Source organism: Rahnella bruchi (genome assembly GCF_003614975.1).
Classification (GTDB): Bacteria; Pseudomonadota; Gammaproteobacteria; order Enterobacterales; family Enterobacteriaceae; genus Rahnella; species Rahnella bruchi.
On the sequence record NZ_QZWI01000006.1, the window covers coordinates 144,597 to 161,544 of the forward strand.

The 16,948-nt window shown below is 52.6% G+C and carries 13 protein-coding genes and 1 riboswitch; of the genes, 4 read left to right on the forward strand and 9 right to left on the reverse strand.

The features are described 5' to 3' along the window. Positions 1 to 103: 103 nt before the first annotated feature. A complete protein-coding gene (locus D5398_RS13150; RefSeq protein ID WP_120508086.1) occupies positions 104 to 2,509 on the reverse strand; it encodes a DNA polymerase II in 2,406 nt (801 codons plus the stop codon). A 243-nt stretch (positions 2,510 to 2,752) separates the two neighbouring features. Between D5398_RS13150 and D5398_RS13155 the strand changes: the two genes are divergently transcribed. Beyond that, positions 2,753 to 3,520, forward strand: a complete 768-nt coding sequence (locus D5398_RS13155) for a DedA family protein (RefSeq protein ID WP_120508038.1) — start codon at positions 2,753 to 2,755, stop codon at positions 3,518 to 3,520. On the opposite strand, the gene thiQ is transcribed toward D5398_RS13155, so the two are convergent. From thiQ to sgrR, 4 genes are all read right to left on the reverse strand, one after another. Next, positions 3,510 to 4,250, reverse strand: a complete 741-nt coding sequence (gene thiQ / locus D5398_RS13160; protein ID WP_120508039.1) for a thiamine ABC transporter ATP-binding protein ThiQ — start codon at positions 4,248 to 4,250, stop codon at positions 3,510 to 3,512. The two genes, D5398_RS13155 and thiQ, sit on opposite strands and share 11 nt — an antisense overlap. Beyond that, entirely contained in the window at positions 4,234 to 5,844 is a 1,611-nt protein-coding gene (thiP, locus tag D5398_RS13165; protein ID WP_120508040.1) for a thiamine/thiamine pyrophosphate ABC transporter permease ThiP, read from the reverse strand. Before thiP ends, thiQ begins: the two co-directional genes overlap by 17 nt. Further along, complete coding sequence (gene thiB, locus D5398_RS13170) at positions 5,820 to 6,803, reverse strand: thiamine ABC transporter substrate binding subunit (RefSeq protein WP_120508041.1); 984 nt, start codon at positions 6,801 to 6,803, stop codon at positions 5,820 to 5,822. The genes thiP and thiB overlap by 25 nt, the downstream gene beginning before the upstream one ends. Positions 6,804 to 6,846: 43 nt before the next feature. Next, a riboswitch (TPP riboswitch) is annotated at positions 6,847 to 6,975 on the reverse strand. A gap of 40 nt (positions 6,976 to 7,015) precedes the next feature. Beyond that, positions 7,016 to 8,677, reverse strand: coding sequence for an HTH-type transcriptional regulator SgrR (gene sgrR / locus D5398_RS13175; RefSeq protein WP_120508042.1), 1,662 nt, complete (start codon positions 8,675 to 8,677; stop codon positions 7,016 to 7,018). A gap of 102 nt (positions 8,678 to 8,779) precedes the next feature. On the opposite strand from sgrR, the gene sgrT reads away from it, so the two are divergent. Together sgrT and D5398_RS13185 are read left to right on the forward strand one after the other, a co-directional pair. Then, positions 8,780 to 8,965, forward strand: a complete 186-nt coding sequence (gene sgrT / locus D5398_RS13180) for a glucose uptake inhibitor SgrT (RefSeq protein ID WP_120508043.1) — start codon at positions 8,780 to 8,782, stop codon at positions 8,963 to 8,965. Positions 8,966 to 9,133: 168 nt separating this feature from the next. Next, positions 9,134 to 10,297, forward strand: a complete 1,164-nt coding sequence (locus D5398_RS13185; protein WP_120508044.1) for an MFS transporter — start codon at positions 9,134 to 9,136, stop codon at positions 10,295 to 10,297. A 63-nt stretch (positions 10,298 to 10,360) separates the two neighbouring features. On the opposite strand, the gene leuD is transcribed toward D5398_RS13185, so the two are convergent. Genes leuD through leuA form a run of 4 tightly spaced genes read right to left on the reverse strand, consistent with a single transcriptional unit; the run spans position 10,361 to position 15,059 of the window. Continuing rightward, positions 10,361 to 10,963, reverse strand: coding sequence for a 3-isopropylmalate dehydratase small subunit (gene leuD / locus D5398_RS13190; RefSeq protein WP_120508045.1), 603 nt, complete (start codon positions 10,961 to 10,963; stop codon positions 10,361 to 10,363). Positions 10,964 to 10,973: 10 nt separating this feature from the next. Next, on the reverse strand, positions 10,974 to 12,374 hold the full coding sequence (leuC, locus tag D5398_RS13195; protein ID WP_120508046.1) for a 3-isopropylmalate dehydratase large subunit: 1,401 nt from the start codon (positions 12,372 to 12,374) through the stop codon (positions 10,974 to 10,976). 1 nt (position 12,375) lies between these two features. Further along, complete coding sequence (leuB, locus tag D5398_RS13200; protein ID WP_120508047.1) at positions 12,376 to 13,467, reverse strand: 3-isopropylmalate dehydrogenase; 1,092 nt, start codon at positions 13,465 to 13,467, stop codon at positions 12,376 to 12,378. A 2-nt stretch (positions 13,468 to 13,469) separates the two neighbouring features. Next, complete coding sequence (gene leuA / locus D5398_RS13205; RefSeq protein ID WP_120508048.1) at positions 13,470 to 15,059, reverse strand: 2-isopropylmalate synthase; 1,590 nt, start codon at positions 15,057 to 15,059, stop codon at positions 13,470 to 13,472. A 752-nt stretch (positions 15,060 to 15,811) separates the two neighbouring features. Between leuA and leuO the strand changes: the two genes are divergently transcribed. Continuing rightward, the gene (gene leuO, locus D5398_RS13215; protein ID WP_120508049.1) at positions 15,812 to 16,759 is read left to right on the forward strand and encodes a transcriptional regulator LeuO; all 948 of its coding nucleotides are present in this window, start codon (positions 15,812 to 15,814) and stop codon (positions 16,757 to 16,759) included. The last annotated feature ends 189 nt before the right edge of the window (positions 16,760 to 16,948 follow it).

The following is a 16,948-nucleotide window of genomic DNA, read 5'->3' on the forward strand; positions in this document are numbered from 1 at the left end:
ATAGTTCGCTGTGTGAGGATGTTTCAGAAATGGGAAAGGGCGCTATGGTAAAGGAAGGTAAGCCTTTCGTCACCTGCGAATCAAAGAGCAATTCTTTTTTTGCTTAGAATAATCCCATCTGGCCTGTAATCAGTGTAGCAAAGTCATCGTGCAGAAAAGGCAAAATACCGTCGGCAACCGGCTCCAGCTGACGTTCTATGTAATGATCGTAATCGATGGGGGACTGGCGGTTCTCCAGCGGCTCAGGCCCGGAAGTGGTCATCACATAACTTATCCAGCCACCGTTCTGGTACTGCTTTGCGCGCCCATGCTGAACATTATAGTCATCAGCCAGCCTCGCCGCACGAACATGCGGCGGGACATTTTTTTCGTAGTCACTCAGTTTTCGGCGCAGGCGTTTGCGATACACCAGTTTGTCATCGAATTCACCGCCGAGCGTGCACGCGACATAATCGCGGACGTAATCCTGATACGGCTTACGGTGGAAAATACGCTGATACAGTTCCTGCTGGAACTCCTGCGCCAGTGGCGTCCAGTCGGTGCGTACGGTTTCCAGTCCTTTATAAACGATGTGCTCGCCCTCGGCGTCATTCACCAGTCCGGCGTAACGTTTTTTGCTGCCGGTTTCCGAACCCCGGATGGTAGGCATCAGAAAGCGCTGATAGTGCGTTTCAAATTCCAGTTCCAGCGCGCTTTCCAGTCCGTATTCCTGTTGCAGATGTGCTTTCCACCAGACATTCACCTTTTCAACCAGATGGCGGCCAATCGCGCTGGCGTCTTCCTGAGAATGGGCTTTGTTCAGCCAGACAAAAGTGGAATCGGTATCACCGTAAATCACCTGATAGCCTTCGGCTTCAATCAGCTCGCGAGTCTGGCGCATGATGTCGTGCCCACGAAGCGTGATCGAAGACGCAAGACGCGGATCAAAAAAACGACATCCGCTGGAGCCGAGTACGCCATAAAAGGCATTCATGATGATTTTCAGCGCCTGTGAGAGCGGTTTATTTTTTTGCTTTTTGGCTTCCTCGCGCCCCATCCAGATCTGGCGGACAATTTCCGGCAGACAATGTTTTTCCCGCGAGAAGCGGGCATTGCGGTAACCCGGCACCGAATGTTCGTCGTCCGGTTGTTGCAGTCCGGCGACCAGCCCGACCGGGTCGATCAGAAAGGTGCGGATAATCGACGGATACAGACTTTTATAATCGAGCACCAGCACGGAATCATACAAACCGGGGCGCGAATCCATCACAAAACCGCCGGGGCTCATTTCGCCCTGCAATTCGCCAAGATTCGGCGCAACGTAACCGGCGCGGTGCATGCGGGGCAAATAAAGGTGGGTAAACGCCGCGACGGAACCGCCGCTGCGATCTACCGCAAGACCTGTCACTGAGGCGCGTTCGAGCAAAAAGGGCATCAGCTCGGTTTTGGCAAAAATCCGCGTCACCAGCTCGCAGTCTTTCAGGTTATAGCGTGCCAGCATCGGTTTATCTTCACGAAAACGCTGCTCGATTTCGGCCAGCCGCTGATAAGGATTGTCGCTGGCTTTGCCTTCGCCCAATAAACTTTGCGAAACGAATTCCAGACTGAAAGAGTTGAAGTTCCAGAATGCGGATTTCAGTGCTTCTATGCCGTCAATGATCAGGCGACCGGCGGCGGCAGCGAAAAAGTGTCCCTGTTTAAACCCGTGCTCACGCCATTCCAGTTCGCCGCCGCCGCGTCCGAATTTCAGCGGGATTTTGTAGCGGTCAGCGTGTTTTTGCAAAACCCGCAGGTCGAACTGCACCACGCTCCAGCCAATAATGGCATCGGGATCGTAAGCTGCCAGCCACTCATTGAGTTTTTCCAGCAACTGCGGGCGGCTGTCGACGTAAACCAGATTGAAATCGAACTCTGCGTCAGGGTCGCCGTTGGGCGGGCCAAGCATATAAACGTGGCGCTGCCCGCAGCCTTCCAGCCCGATGCAATACAACTCGCCATTGCCGCTGGTTTCTATATCCAGCGAACACAGTTTCAGTGGCGGACGGTAGTCCTCCGCCGGCTTCATTTTGGTGTCGAGCAGCAACTTATCTGAAGCGGTTTTACCGCTAAACCAGACCGGCGCGGTGATGTAGCGTTCCATCAGGAAACGTTCCGGTGGCCGGATATCCGCTTCGAAAACATTAACCCCGTTTTCTTTCAGCAGTTTTTCTATCCGCATCAACTGCCGGTGTTGCGGGCAGTACAGGCCCAGAACGGCACGGGAATGGAAATCCTGCAAAGGAAGCGGACGCAGACTGATATTTTTTTCGTCCGCGAGAATACGCTCCGCCTGTGGCCGCTGTTCGGCGGGAATAAACGCCACCGACTCCTGCAACGGCAGGCGCACTTTTTGCGGGCCGTCGTCTGTTGCCAGCCATAAATCCACCTCCGTACCCCGCGGCGTGTCGCGCCAGTGGCGGGTCAGCACAAATCCCTGACGCGGCGCCGTGTCAGTGGTTCGGGCAGGTGAGGGTACGGAATTTGCGTTAATAAGCGCCTCGGAACAGGTGAAATAAAAGATGAAATACAAAGACAGAGTATGGTTATTTATACAGTCTTTGTCTACGTCTCAGGTTTTTGCCAAATACGCATACAATTACACGGTTGACTGCAATAGTTCATGCGCTGACAATTCAGCCGCTTGATGTATTTACTACAATGAGAATGCAGAAAACTCACACTTGTCTCATTTTTCTACGCAATTGGCGTAGGCGTAACTGAATTCTGGGAATTTATGGAAGCCTATCTACAACATCTGGTCGCTCAGTCGGTGGGCTTCGCATTAATTATTGTCGCTGTGGTGGCTTTCTTCGAGTCGCTGGCGCTGGTCGGACTGATCCTGCCTGGTACGGTGATGATGGCAACGCTCGGCACGCTGATCGGCAGCGGTCAGGTGGGGTTATACGAAGCGTGGCTGGCGGCGGGTATTGGCTGTTTTCTTGGGGACTGGGCTTCGTATTTCATTGGCCGCGGTTTCAAGGAACCGCTGCACCGGTGGCGTTTCCTCAAGCGTTATCAGTCATTGCTAGATAAAACCGGTTACGCGCTGGACAGACACAGCTTCGCCACTGTGATCATCGGGCGCTTTATCGGCCCGACGCGCCCGCTGGTGCCGATGGTCGCGGGTATGCTGAATCTGCCGCCTTACAAATTTGCTCCCCCGAACATCATCGGCTGTATTTGCTGGCCTCCGGTGTATTTCCTGCCCGGTATTCTGGCGGGTGTGGCGATTGATATTCCGGCAGGGCACAACAGCGCGGTCTTTAAATGGCTGTTATTGCTCTGTGTGGCGCTTATCTGGCTGACGGCGTGGCTGGCGTGGCGTTGGTTCCGGGCCGGAAAAGGGTCGTCCGACGCCCTGACCAAATGGCTGCCTTTACCGCGTTTGCGCGTGATTTGTATTCTGAGTCTGCTGGCGACGATTGCCAGTTTCGTGATGCTGAACCAGCAGCCGATGCTGCCGGTTTACGGTCATTTACTCTGGAAAGTGATTACCCGCTGATTTCCGGCGGACTTTCAGAAACGACGGGTTCTGACACCTCTATCCCCAATACTCTGGCCTCCGGCGCACTGCCGTCGGCCAGCGCCTGAGTCGGCCCGTCGTAGAAAATCCGGCCATCGACAATCAGCAATGTTCGCGGCGCAATCCGTGCTGCATCGTCCAGATTATGTGACACCATCAGCAGCGTGAGATTACGCTGCACGCAAATCTTATCCAGTAACGTCAGCATCTCACTGCGCAGTGCCGGATCGAGCGCTGAAAAGGGCTCATCGAGCAGTAAAACTGGCTGACTGCGTAACAGACAGCGTGCCAGTGCGACACGCTGACGCTGGCCGCCGGAAAGCTGTGACGGCAGGCGGTCAAGGCAATCACTCAGCCCGACCTGTTGGGCGATCTCTTCCAGTTCCAGCTTTTGCTGCACGCTAAGTTTCAGCCCCGGATGTAATCCCAGCCCCATGTTCTGGCGAACGGTCAGATGCGAGAACAGATTGTTTTCCTGAAACAGCATCGACACCGGACGCTTGGCCGGAGCCGTGGCACTGTGATCTGCACCATCGAGCCAGATCTGTCCGCTGACCGGTGCCAGAAAACCCGCCACCAGGCTAAGCAGGGTACTTTTCCCCGCGCCGCTCGGGCCAAGGATTGCCACGCGCTCACCGGCTTCAATCTTTAAATCGAAGCGCATCGGCAGATGTTCGTACAGGTACGTCAGTTTACTCAGCGTCAGCATGGCGGCCCGGCAATTTCTCAATCAGGGTGAATAACAGGAAACATAACAGCAGTAATAGCAGCGCCGTTACCGCACCGTCCTGGCTGCGATAGGAACCGATCTGCTGATACAAATAAAACGGCAGGGTGCGGAAGTTCTCGTTACCGAACAATGCGATGACACCAAAATCCCCCAGTGAAAGCACGCAGGCAAACGCCAGCGCTTGTGCAATCGGGCGTTTCAGCGCGCTCAGTTCCACCCAGCGCAGCCGCTGCCAGCCGCGCATATCCAGTGAAATACACAACGGATTATAACGTTCCGCCACGTCGCGCATCGGGTTATCCAGCACCTTCAACGCGTAAGGTACCGCCATCAGCGCGTTGGTCATGATGACCAACGGCCAGGGCGATTGCGGCAATCCGGTGGTGTCGCCGAGCAGCAGGAAAAAGCCGGTGGCCAGCACGATGCCGGGCATCGCAAGGATCAGCATGCCGCTGAGATCCATCGCCTGTGCCCAGCCGTTTCGCTGACGCAAACGCAGTTCACGGCTGCTCCATAGCAACATCATCGTCAGCAGCACACACAATACGCCGCTGCCCAATACAATCCGCACGGATGTCCATAACGCCTGCCAGAGCTGCGGTTGTTGCAAAACACCGACCGCAGCCCGGTTGATACCGTCAGTCATCACGGCGAGTAACGGCGGCAGGATCAGCAGCAATGCCAGACCAATTAATACCGCATCGCCAATACGACGCGGCAGGGAGTCGTCGGGATTTCGCCAGCGCTGAGAATGTGTCTGACCGACCGGCAGCGCCTGGCTGAGTTTCTGACTGAGCAACACCAGCGCCAGACAACAAAACAGCTGGACGAGTGCCAGCGTGGCCGCACGGCTTAAATCGTAGTCGTAACTCAGCGCCTGATAAATCGCCAGTTCAATGGTGGTGGCCTGCGGTCCGCCGCCCAGCGAAAGCACTGTGGCGAAACTGGCGAAACACAGCATGAAGATCAAGGCCGCAGCGGGGAAAATCTGACGGCGGAGGGCAGGCCATTCCACAAAGCGGAATTGCTGCCAGGTATTCATCCCGAGCTGCGCAGCCAACTGGCGCTGCTCGACGGCGATATTTTCCAGCGCCTGCACTAACAGACGTGTCGCCAGTGGCAGATTGAAAAATACGTGGGCCAGTAAAATGCCCTGTAAACCATAAGGCGAGAAACGATAATTTACGCCCAGCCAGCCTAAAATCTGCGCCAGCCAGCCCTGTCTGCCGTATACGCTGAGAATGCCGAATACCGCCACCAGAACCGGCAGAACCAGCGTCATTGCGCACAAGCGTAATAACAGCTGACGGCCTGGGAAGCGGCGACGAAACAGCGCGCGGGCAAGCCAGATGGCGGGCAGCACCGAGCAGAGTGCCGAAAGCAGCGCCTGCCAGAAGGTAAAGCGGATCACATGCCAGAGATACGGATCCTGCCACAGCGAGGCACCGCTCATCTCTGGCGCATGACGCCAGAGTGAGCCTAACGCCAGCGCCGCGACCAGCAGCATCAGCAGCGAGGCAATTGCGCCCGGCCACAACCAGCGCGGGATCAACGGCTGACGGCGTTCTGCCATGCCTGGATCCACTGGCTGCGGTGAGTGGCGACATCCTGCGCGCTGTATTGCAGCGATTTCGCCGGTACGGTCAGCTGTTTAAAGGCGTCAGGCAGCGGTGTGTTCACCACCGGATACATCCAGTTGCCGGCTGGGATCACTTTCTGGAAATCTTCGGTGGTGACGAATTTCATGAATTCTTCGGCCAGTTTTGGTTGCTTGCTGTTAGCCAGCTGTCCTGCCACTTCGACCTGCATATAGTGACCTTCGGTGAAGTCAGCGGCGGCATAGTTATTTTTCTTCTCTTCAACGATGTGGTACGCCGGAGAAGTGGTGTAGCTCAGCACCAGATCGCTTTCTCCTTTCAGGAATAAACCGTAAGCCTCACTCCATCCTTTAGTGACAGTCACGGTTTTCTTGGCCAGTTTTTCCCACGCCTGTGGTGCTTTATCGCCATAGACTTTTTGCATCCACAACATCAGGCCCAGACCCGGCGTGCTGGTACGCGGATCCTCATAAATGACTTTCCAGTTTTGATCGCTGTTGATCAGCTCATCGAGGCTTTTTGGCGGATTCTTCAGTTTGTTTTTGTCATAGACGAAGGCGAAATAACCGTAATCATAAGGCACGAAAGTGGTGTTATCCCAGCCGCCAGGCACGGTCAGTTTGGCATCGGTTTTCGGCGCTTTGGCGAATAAACCGGTTTGTTCGGCAGCCTGCAACAGGTTGTTGTCCAGCCCCAGCACGACGTCTGCTTTGCTGTTTTTACCTTCCATTCGCAGACGGTTAAGCAAAGACACGCCATCTTCCAGCGCGACATATTTCAGCTCGCAGCCGCACTGGGCTTCAAAGGCTTTTTTGATCGCCGGACCGGGACCCCAGTCCGCAGAGAAAGAGTCATAGGTGTAAACCGTCAGAACAGGTTTTGCAGCAAATGCAGGTGCAGAAAGTAACAGCAGGCAGGACAATAATTTTTTCAACTTTGCGCTCCAAAAAAATGAAAGGGCAAAGGATTTTGAGTAAGCATCGCGCAGTCTCAAATCCCTCCGCCGGTATCAACCGGATCAGGTTCGACGAGTCTAAATCTCAGCCAAACTTGCACGCGGCGTTTACATCGCTGCTTAAACAAGTCGGGCACCCCGTTGAGAACGGATGTCATTCTAGAGATTAACGGCGCGATGCGATAGTCCGATTAACTGTCCGGTGGCGCAAACCAGGCGGATTTAAAGTCGAACCAGCCGAGGGTGTTCATGCGCACGCCGCGCATACTGCGTTGCCCCTGTAAGACTAACCAGTGATGGAACAGCGGGTGAATCTGATGAGTGTGGATTTGTTTCTGTCCCCATTTTGCCATCGAGAATTTCCCTTCCTGCCAAAGCGCAGCGTCCTCGCTGATTTCATCGCTAAAGCAATGTCTGGCCAGAGGCAGCTCATAAAAATGAGCAAACAGGGAAAATTCCAGCGGCAGGGTGAAATTGGCGCTCCCCAGCCACAGGTCACTTTGCGCGTCACCGCGATGCCAGGCGGCATAGTCAACAATCTGAACAATCAGCTCAATGCCCTCTGACACCATCAGCGGACGCAGCGTGTTACATATGGCCTCATGCTCGGAGTGCTCGCCGTAAAATGTCAGCGTCACCTGGCTGAGTCCTGCCGGTTTTGCCGGGCGCGGTTGCGGGTCTATATGATGCCAGCGGGGCAGCAGTCCATAGGCAGGAGACCAGTAGCGCTGATATACCGGCTCGGCGGCGTTGAGCAGGGCGATCGGATTGAGTAAATCGCACAGCCACTGGCGGGTTTCATTGTTTTGGCCGACCGGCGAACGTTGGTCAAATAAAAGAAAATAACAGCCTTCCTCGAGGCGGCTTTCCAGTTCGCTTTTGCCGGACTCATCAGCCTGTAGCTGAACGCCGGAATGCACCAGTTCTTCACTCAGCTCCGGTAACACCCAGATATTCACTTCGTCTATCAATGCCCGAAAGCCAAAGTAATCGTCAAAGGCGCGGATGCGCAGCTGTGTTTTCAGATTACGCACCACCGCATAAGGACCTGTGCCTACCGGATGGCGGGCAAAATCAGGCAGCGATTGCCACTCCTGCGGCAGGATCATGGCGTGGACATTGCCCAGCAGCCAGGGCAGCCAGTGGTCGGGGGACGTCAGATGAACATCAATGACATTCGGTGTCGGCGATACCACCGATAACAGGTTACCGAAAAGCGGATGCGTTTTGAGCCGGGTAAAAGTGGCAATAATGTCCGCCATCTCCAGCTCACGCCCGTGATGAAAATGAATGGCCGGACGCAGATAGAAACGCCAGTGCAGCGCTGAAATTTCCTGCCAGTGATGGGCTAAATCGCCTTCTGCTTCCCCATTTTCCTCATTTATGCGCGTCAGTCCGCTAAAAATTTGCCGTGCAATATGGGTTTCTGACCGGCGCAGCATCGTGCCGGGAAGCAGGTTAAAAAGAGGGCGGTAATACAGAACGCGCAGGATATGCTTGCCCTGGCGAAAGCTGCGTCCCAGCTGTGAGAGCAGCATCTGGCGCACCATGGTTTTGTCGCCAACCAGCTGCACCAGCTGGTCGATATGGTCCTGTTCCAGCAGCTCTTCGGCGCGCTGCTGCTGGAGTGCCAGCCCGGTATATAGAAATTTCAGGGTCGATCGCTTCCCCCGTCCGGCTTGTGCATCCCACATCAGCCAGCCCTTTTCCTGCATGGTGCTGAGCAAGGATCGCATATGCCTTCGCGAGCAGTTCAGAACTTCCGACAGTGCCAGTAACGTGGTTTCGGTTTCTTCACCGTGACAGCTTTGCCACAGGCGGATGAACTGTTGTTGCAAACGGGACGAGGACATAAAAGAGGAGCTCCGTGGGCAGTTTTCATCAATTTATCTTTCCTCATATTACGCTGATACTGTTTCTCAACGAAAGCTTGTTGTGAACGACCGGAGGTCAGCATGAAACGCAATCTGAATGCCCGTTTCTATCAGCGTTACTTTGAAGTTATCAAAAGGAACGCCTCTAAAAATCATGCAGACTGGCTGTCCTGGGTTCCTGTGCAATACCGTCTGGATATTCTGTCCCGTCTCACGCAGTGGGATATCGATTCAGTGGATGAAAAAGAATATCGCCAGCGTCTGTAATCATTTTCACAACGTGCCGGACAAATTCGATTTTCTGAGTAATGGTGTAATTTCACCAGCCAGTGGGGCGACTCACTGGTTTTTTTATGCTCATTTTCCAGAACCGCCTGAAACTTCGCTACACTGTCTGTCTTGCTCTATCTGCTTTCATTTCTCAGGGACGACGTCATGCCAAAACCTCGTTTTAATCGTATTTATGTCACCTTTCTGGTGGTCTCCTTGCTGTGCGGCGTGGCGGGCGCATTACAGGCGCCGACACTCAGTCTGTTTCTGACCAACGAAGTGAAAGTCCGTCCGCTGTGGGTGGGGTTCTTTTATACCGTTAACGCCATCGCCGGGATTGCGATCAGCTTCCTGCTGGCCAACCGCTCGGATAACAAAGGCGACCGGCGCAAATTGCTGATGTTTTGCTGCCTGATGGCGCTCGGCAACAGTCTGGTGTTTGCCTTCAGTCGCGATTATCTGGTGCTGATCACCGTCGGTGTGCTGCTGGCGGCGATAGGGAATGCGTCGATGCCTCAGCTGTTTGCACTCGCCCGTGAACATGCGGATCGCTCTGCCAGTGAAGTGGTGATGTTCAGCTCGATGATGCGTGCGATGCTCTCGCTGGCCTGGGTGCTCGGCCCGCCGCTGTCTTTTATGCTGGCGCTGAATTATGGCTTTACGCCGATGTATCTGAGTGCCGCCGCGGTGTTTGTCGGCAGTATATTAATGATCTTCTTTTTCCTGCCGTCTGTGCCGCGCCTCGAACAACCGTTGGATGAAAAAGTGGTGCCGGTTAGCGCCTGGCGCAATAAAGATGTGCGTTTTCTGTTCTTTTCTTCACTGCTGATGTGGACCTGCAATATCATGTATGTCATTGATATGCCGCTCTACATCACCAGTGATTTAGGCCTGCCGGAAGGGCTGGCAGGGCTGCTGATGGGGACGGCCGCCGGGCTGGAAATTCCGGCGATGTTGCTGGCGGGCTATCTGGTGAAACGTACCGGTAAACGCAAACTGATGCTGTATGCCGTGGCGAGTGGTGTCGTTTTCTATGCCGGGCTGGTGGCGTTTCAGTTCAAGGCGGCGCTGATGATCCTGCAACTGTTTAACGCGATTTTCATCGGGATCGTGGCCGGGATAGGGATGCTGTATTTTCAGGATCTGATGCCGGGAAGGGCGGGTTCAGCGACCACGCTGTTCACCAACAGTATCTCCACCGGTGTGATTTGCGCAGGCCTGTTACAGGGCTTTATCGTGGAAAACTTCGGGCATTATCCGGTGTACTGGGCGGCAACCGTGCTGGCGGTTGTGGCGCTGGGTTTGATGTATAAAGTGAAAGACGTCTGATCTGATTTTGATAAAGAAAAACCCGCGAATTCCGCGGGTTTTTTTATGCTCACAGCTCAGAAATCACTCCATGAAAGCAGGCTGATTTTTCTCGTAGCTGGAAATGTTCCCTTCATGTTGCAGGGTCAGGCCGATGCTGTCCAGGCCGTTGATCATGCAATGACGACGGAAGTTGTCGATGACGAAAGGATAGCTTTTCTCGCCGGCTTTGACGGTTTGCGCTTCCAGATCTACTTCAAACTGAATGCCTTCGTTATTTTTCACCAGCTCGAACAATTCATCGACTTCTGCTTCGCTCAGAGTGATGGGCAGTAACTGATTGTTGAACGAGTTGCCGTAAAAGATATCGGCAAAGCTTGGCGCGATAACGGCGTGGAAACCGTAATCAGTCAGCGCCCACGGCGCATGTTCACGGGATGAGCCGCAACCGAAGTTTTCGCGTGCCAGTAAAATGCTCGCGCCTTTGTAGCGCGGCTTATTCAGCACGAAATCAGGGTTAGGTTCCTGACCGGCATCGTCCAGAAAACGCCAGTCGTTAAACAGATGCTGACCGAAACCGGTGCGGGTGACTTTCTGCAAAAACTGTTTCGGGATAATGGCATCGGTATCGACGTTAGCTGCATCCAGCGGAACCACCAGACCGATGTGTTGGGTAAATTTAGCCATGGTGTTTTCCTCAGTTCAGTTCACGGATGTCAGCGAAACGGCCGGTGACCGCAGCCGCAGCCGCCATCGCCGGGCTGACCAGATGGGTACGGCCGCCACGGCCCTGACGCCCTTCGAAGTTACGGTTGCTGGTGGACGCGCAACGCTCGCCCGGTTCCAGACGGTCGTTGTTCATCGCCAGACACATCGAGCAGCCTGGCAGGCGCCATTCGAAACCGGCTTCGATGAAGATCTTATCCAGACCTTCTTCTTCCGCCTGCGCTTTTACCGGGCCTGACCCCGGAACCACAATCGCCTGCACGCCGGTCGCCACTTTACGGCCTTTGGCAATCGCTGCCGCAGCGCGTAAATCTTCGATGCGGGAGTTGGTGCAGGAACCGATAAAGACTTTATCAATCGCGACGTCAGTCAGTTTAATGCCCGGTTGCAAATCCATATACGCCAGCGCTTTTTCAGCGGACGCACGTTCTACCGGATCCGCAAATGAGGCCGGATTTGGGATGGTCTGATTCACCGCCATTACCTGACCCGGATTGGTACCCCAGGTGACCTGTGGTGCGATTTCAGACGCGTCCAGCGTGACAATACTGTCAAACTTCGCGCCATCTTCGGTTTTCAGGGTTTTCCAGTATTCGACTGCTTCGTCCCAGTTCTGATCTTTAGGCGCAAACTGACGGCCTTTCAGATAAGCAAATGTGGTTTCATCAGGAGCCACCAGACCGGCTTTCGCACCCATTTCGATCGCCATGTTGCACAGAGTCATACGACCTTCCATGCTCAGCGCCTCAATGGCTTTACCGCAGAATTCTACAACGTGACCGGTACCACCAGCACTGCCGGTTTTACCTATGATCGCCAGAACGATATCTTTCGCCGTGATACCCACAGGTGCATCGCCGGTCACTTCGATTTTCATCGTTTTGGCACGACCCTGTTTCAGGGTTTGCGTCGCCAGAACGTGTTCCACTTCTGAAGTACCAATACCGAAGGCCAATGAACCAAACGCACCGTGTGTGGCGGTATGGGAATCGCCGCACACAATGGTCATACCCGGCAACGTCATGCCCTGCTCAGGGCCGATGACGTGAACAATGCCCTGATACGGGTGGTTCAGGTCATACAACTGCACGCCGAATTCCGCACAGTTTTTGATTAATTCCTGCATCTGGATGCGCGCCATTTCGCCGCTCGCATTGATGTCTTTGGTTTGTGTGGATACGTTGTGATCCATGGTCGCAAAGGTTTTACCCGGCTGACGCACCTGACGGCCCATCGCGCGCAGACCGTCGAATGCCTGCGGAGATGTCACTTCATGAACCAGGTGGCGGTCGATGTATAACAATGGCGTTTCGTTTTGCGCTTCATAAACCACATGCGCATCAAACAATTTTTGATACAGAGTCTTGGCCATGTTATGCCCCTTCTTTCACAAAGCGGGCAATGATATCGCCCATTTCACTGGTGCCCAGTGCCTGCTGGCCGTTAGCCAAATCGCCGGTACGATGGCCAGCTTCCAGTACTTTATTGACGGCGTGCTCAATGGCATTGGCCGCGTCATCTGCACCCAAGCTGTAACGCAGCAACAGCGCGGCAGACAGGATTTGTGCAATTGGGTTAGCGATGTTTTTACCAGCGATATCCGGTGCAGAGCCACCCGCAGGTTCGAACAGACCAAATGCCTGTTCGTTCATGCTGGCAGAAGGCAACATGCCCATCGAACCGGTGATCATCGCACATTCGTCGGACAGGATGTCGCCAAACAGGTTGGAACACAGCAGCACGTCAAACTGGGACGGATCTTTAATCAGCTGCATGGTCGCGTTATCGATGTACATGTGACTCAGGCTGACATCAGGATAATCTTTGGCGATTTCGTTAACCACTTCGCGCCACATAATAGAGGTCTGCAAGACGTTCGCTTTATCGATGGACGTCACTTTGCTGCGGCGTTTGCGCGCAGATTCAAAGGCGATACGGGCGATACGTTCGATCTCAAAGCGGTAATACACTTCGGTATCAAAAGCTTTTTCATGTGCGCCCTGACCTTCGCGGCCTTTAGGCTGACCGAAATAAATGCCGCCTGTCAGTTCGCGCACGCACAGAATATCGAAACCTTTTGCGGCGATATCGGCACGCAGCGGACAGAATTCTTCCAGACCCTGATACAGACGGGCAGGGCGCAGATTGCTGAACAGTTTAAAATGTTTGCGCAGTGGCAGTAATGCGCCACGCTCAGGCTGATCGTTTGGCGGCAAATGTTCCCATTTCGGGCCACCGACGGAGCCGAACAGAATCGCATCAGCTTGTTCGCAACCGGCGACGGTCGCTTCCGGCAACGGGCTGCCGTGTTTGTCGATGGCTGCGCCACCCACATCGTATTCGCTGGTGCTGATCTTCAGGCCAAAACGCTGACGAACTGCTTCCAGAACTTTATATGCCTGGGCCATAACTTCCGGGCCAATTCCGTCTCCGGGTAAGACGGCAATATGATGGGTCTTGCTCATGTTCACACCGTTTCCTGATTATTTTGAATGTTGTTGTGTTGCTGACCTGCCTGCTGCAAACGTTGTTTTTCGATCTCAACTTGTTTGCTGCGCCAGATGTTATTCAGTACGTGCACCATCGCTTTCGCGGAAGATTCAACGATGTCCGTCGCCAGACCGACACCGTGGAAACGGCGACCATTGAAGGAGACGACCACGTCCACCTGACCCAGTGCATCACGGCCCTGGCCTTTCGCGCTCAGCTGGTATTTCACCAGTTCAATCTGATAGCCGGTAATGCGGTTGATGGCCTGATACACAGCATCAACCGGACCGTTGCCGGTGGCGGCTTCAGTAATGATTTCTTCGCCGCAGGACAGATTGACTGACGCAGTAGCGGTAATTTTGGAGCCGGACTGCACGCTGAAATTATCCAGACGGTAGAATTCAGGCTCTTCCTGCTGCTTATTAATGAAGACCAGTGCTTCTAAATCGTAGTCGAAAACTTGCCCTTTTTTGTCGGCCAGCTTCAGGAAAGCGGCATACAGATGATCCAGGTTGTAATCGGCTTCTTTGTAGCCCATTTCTTCCATACGATGCTTAACGGCAGCACGACCAGAGCGGGAAGTCAGGTTCAGTTGCACCTGATTCAGGCCGATAGATTCCGGGGTCATGATTTCGTAGTTTTCGCGGTTTTTCAGCACGCCATCCTGATGAATACCGGAGGAGTGTGCGAAGGCGTTAGAGCCGACAATCGCTTTATTGCCCGGGATCGGCATGTTGGTAATCTGGCTGACAATCTGGCTGGTGCGGTAAATTTCTTTATGGTTGATGTTGGTGTGAACGTTCATGTAGTCGCTGCGGGTGCGGATCGCCATGATCACTTCTTCCAGGGCAGTATTCCCGGCGCGTTCGCCGATACCGTTCAGCGTCCCTTCAACCTGTCGCGCACCGGCCTGAATGGCGGCGATGGAGTTACCGACTGCCATGCCCAAATCGTCATGGCAGTGAACGGAAATAATCGCTTTATCAATGTTAGGCACACGTTCATACAGATTCGTGATGATGCCACCGAACTGAACCGGGGTGGTGTAACCGACGGTGTCAGGAATATTGATGGTGGTCGCCCCGGCTTTAATCGCGGCTTCAACGACGCGGCACAGGTTATCCAGCGGTGTACGACCGGCATCTTCGCAGGAGAATTCTACGTCATCGGTATAGTTACGGGCACGCTTCACAGAATGCGTTGCCATCTCCAGCACCTGATCAAACGAACGCTTCAGTTTGGATTCAATGTGCAAGGTAGAGGTGGCCAGAAATACGTGGATGCGGAAAGCTTCTGCGACGCGTAAAGCCTCGGCAGCGGCGTCGATATCACCGTCCACGCAACGAGCCAGACCGCAAACACGGCTGTTTTTAATCTGACGCGCAATAGTTTGTACAGACTCGAAATCGCCGGGAGACGAGACAGGGAAACCGACTTCCATCACGTCAACGCCCATTCTTTCCAGCGCCATTGCAATTTGAATCTTCTCTTTAACACTCAGGCTGGCCTGTAACGCCTGTTCACCGTCACGCAGCGTGGTATCGAAAATAATGACTTGCTCGCTCATGGGTTGTTCCTTGTCTGCTTTTATTTTCGCGCCCTGCGGAGGTAAAAAAAAACCCGCGCATCGGCGCGGGTTTATTGTCTGTGGAAGTTGAAATCAGTTTTGATTTTCGCCCACTGGCTTACCGCGCAAATTTTCTGCGTTGAGTAGTAGGCCTAGGAGACGGGTAATCATGAACATGTGTTTTCAGCTTCTCGTAATGGAGTGGTCAGAACGGACTTCGTTCAAACAGTGCTTAAAGTGATACGGGAATGTGCGCGGCATGTCAACCTTCACTGTGTGGAAATAACAGGAAATTGCAATAATGATAGTTGATCTCATTTAGCATTAAACACTACTTTGCTAAATGTATCCGGAATGAAGATTTTTGCTCATCTGAAGGATGTAAAGAGAAAAAATTAGTCCAAAAATGGATATTAACTTTCTAGGTAAGGAGGAATAAGCTATTTATTACAATAAGTTGAGAATGATTTAGCGCGGCTTAACTTATTATTCATTTTTCGCATGTTGTTTCTATAAACATTTTATTGTTCTATATCATCAGTTTCACCCTAGCGAAATGAAGATAGCATTTAACTTTCTGATTATTGGAAATGAGAACCAATTTCTTTCCGAAATTAAGAACGCATTAAAGTACCGAGTTTATCCGCCGGTCTTCTGTATGTCAGAATTCATTCCGGTGCCATTTTAAATAAAACAAATAATTAAAGATAATCAGTCTTAAGCAGGTTGAGGTATCTTGAATGGGAAATGTAATGTCTGATCTGACCACAGATAATCAAACTAAACCTGCGGAAGCGGATACGCATCTTCGCAATGTTGATTTGAATTTGTTAACGGTATTTGATGCTGTTATGCAATTACAAAATATTACTCGTGCGGCCAATATGTTGGGAATGTCCCAACCTGCGGTGAGTAATGCCGTTGCCCGGTTAAAAATCATGTTCAATGATGATTTATTTGTCCGCTTTGGTCGCGGGATCCAGCCAACCATGCGTGCGCGCCAGTTATTTGGCCCCATCCGGCAGGCTCTGCAACTGGTGATGAACGAACTCCCTGGAGCCGGTTTCGATCCTAACGTGAGTATTCGTGAGTTCAATGTGGCGATTTGCAGTCCGCTGGATAAACGACTGACTTCACATGTTTTGAATGCGGTCGAAAATTTATCGACTGATGTCAGCATTAAATTGCAAACAATTGTGAATGACAATATAGAGCACCAGTTACGTTATCAGGATATTGAATTCATGATCAGCTATCGTAAATTTGATCGCCCGGATTTTTGTAATGAGGCGTTATTTAATGATGAACTGGTCCTGGTTGCTGCGCAAAAACACCCTCGTATCAGTCCGTATATGTCAGATGAGAAATATCTGAAAGAAAAGCACGCGGTAATGATGCTGGACCGTTTTTATTCATTCAGCTCACCTTATTATGATGACCCTGAAATGCATTCGCTGATTGCTTATCAGGGAACAGATCTTTCCAGCGTAATGGAAATTGTTTCGAAAACCGATATGGTCGCGCTGGTGCCGCGCTGGATGGCACAAGCGAGCGCCGGAATATTAAATCTGTCTGTTATCCCTTTACCCTGGATGAAGAATAGCCTGACTTGCTATCTGTCATGGCACGAATCTTCCAGTAAGGATAAAGGCAATATGTGGATGAAGTCGTTATTAAGCCAATGCATTCTCTCCTTGTAGAAGGGGGCGCTGATATATCCCATTTTTACTGAGCTTCGCTCAACAGTAAAAATGGCTGGTTATGGTTTTCTTTGTAGTTTTTTATCCTGCATGGTTTTTTCTCCTCGTTAAAGCCACGCAGGTTTTTTTCATTTCTAAAATCCCCTTCCCGCTTTTCCAAAAGAGCATTTCTGCTTCTACAATTTGATT

Coding starts and splice junctions, on each gene's coding strand:
- D5398_RS13155 (WP_120508038.1), top strand. CDS start 2,753: ATGGAAGCCTATCTACAACATCTGGTCGCTCAGTCGGTGGGCTTCGCA.
- thiQ (WP_120508039.1), bottom strand. CDS start 4,250: ATGCTGACGCTGAGTAAACTGACGTACCTGTACGAACATCTGCCGATG.
- thiP (WP_120508040.1), bottom strand. CDS start 5,844: ATGGCAGAACGCCGTCAGCCGTTGATCCCGCGCTGGTTGTGGCCGGGC.
- sgrR (WP_120508042.1), bottom strand. CDS start 8,677: ATGTCCTCGTCCCGTTTGCAACAACAGTTCATCCGCCTGTGGCAAAGC.
- sgrT (WP_120508043.1), top strand. CDS start 8,780: ATGAAACGCAATCTGAATGCCCGTTTCTATCAGCGTTACTTTGAAGTT.
- D5398_RS13185 (WP_120508044.1), top strand. CDS start 9,134: ATGCCAAAACCTCGTTTTAATCGTATTTATGTCACCTTTCTGGTGGTC.
- leuD (WP_120508045.1), bottom strand. CDS start 10,963: ATGGCTAAATTTACCCAACACATCGGTCTGGTGGTTCCGCTGGATGCA.
- leuC (WP_120508046.1), bottom strand. CDS start 12,374: ATGGCCAAGACTCTGTATCAAAAATTGTTTGATGCGCATGTGGTTTAT.
- leuB (WP_120508047.1), bottom strand. CDS start 13,467: ATGAGCAAGACCCATCATATTGCCGTCTTACCCGGAGACGGAATTGGC.
- leuA (WP_120508048.1), bottom strand. CDS start 15,059: ATGAGCGAGCAAGTCATTATTTTCGATACCACGCTGCGTGACGGTGAA.
- leuO (WP_120508049.1), top strand. CDS start 15,812: ATGTCTGATCTGACCACAGATAATCAAACTAAACCTGCGGAAGCGGAT.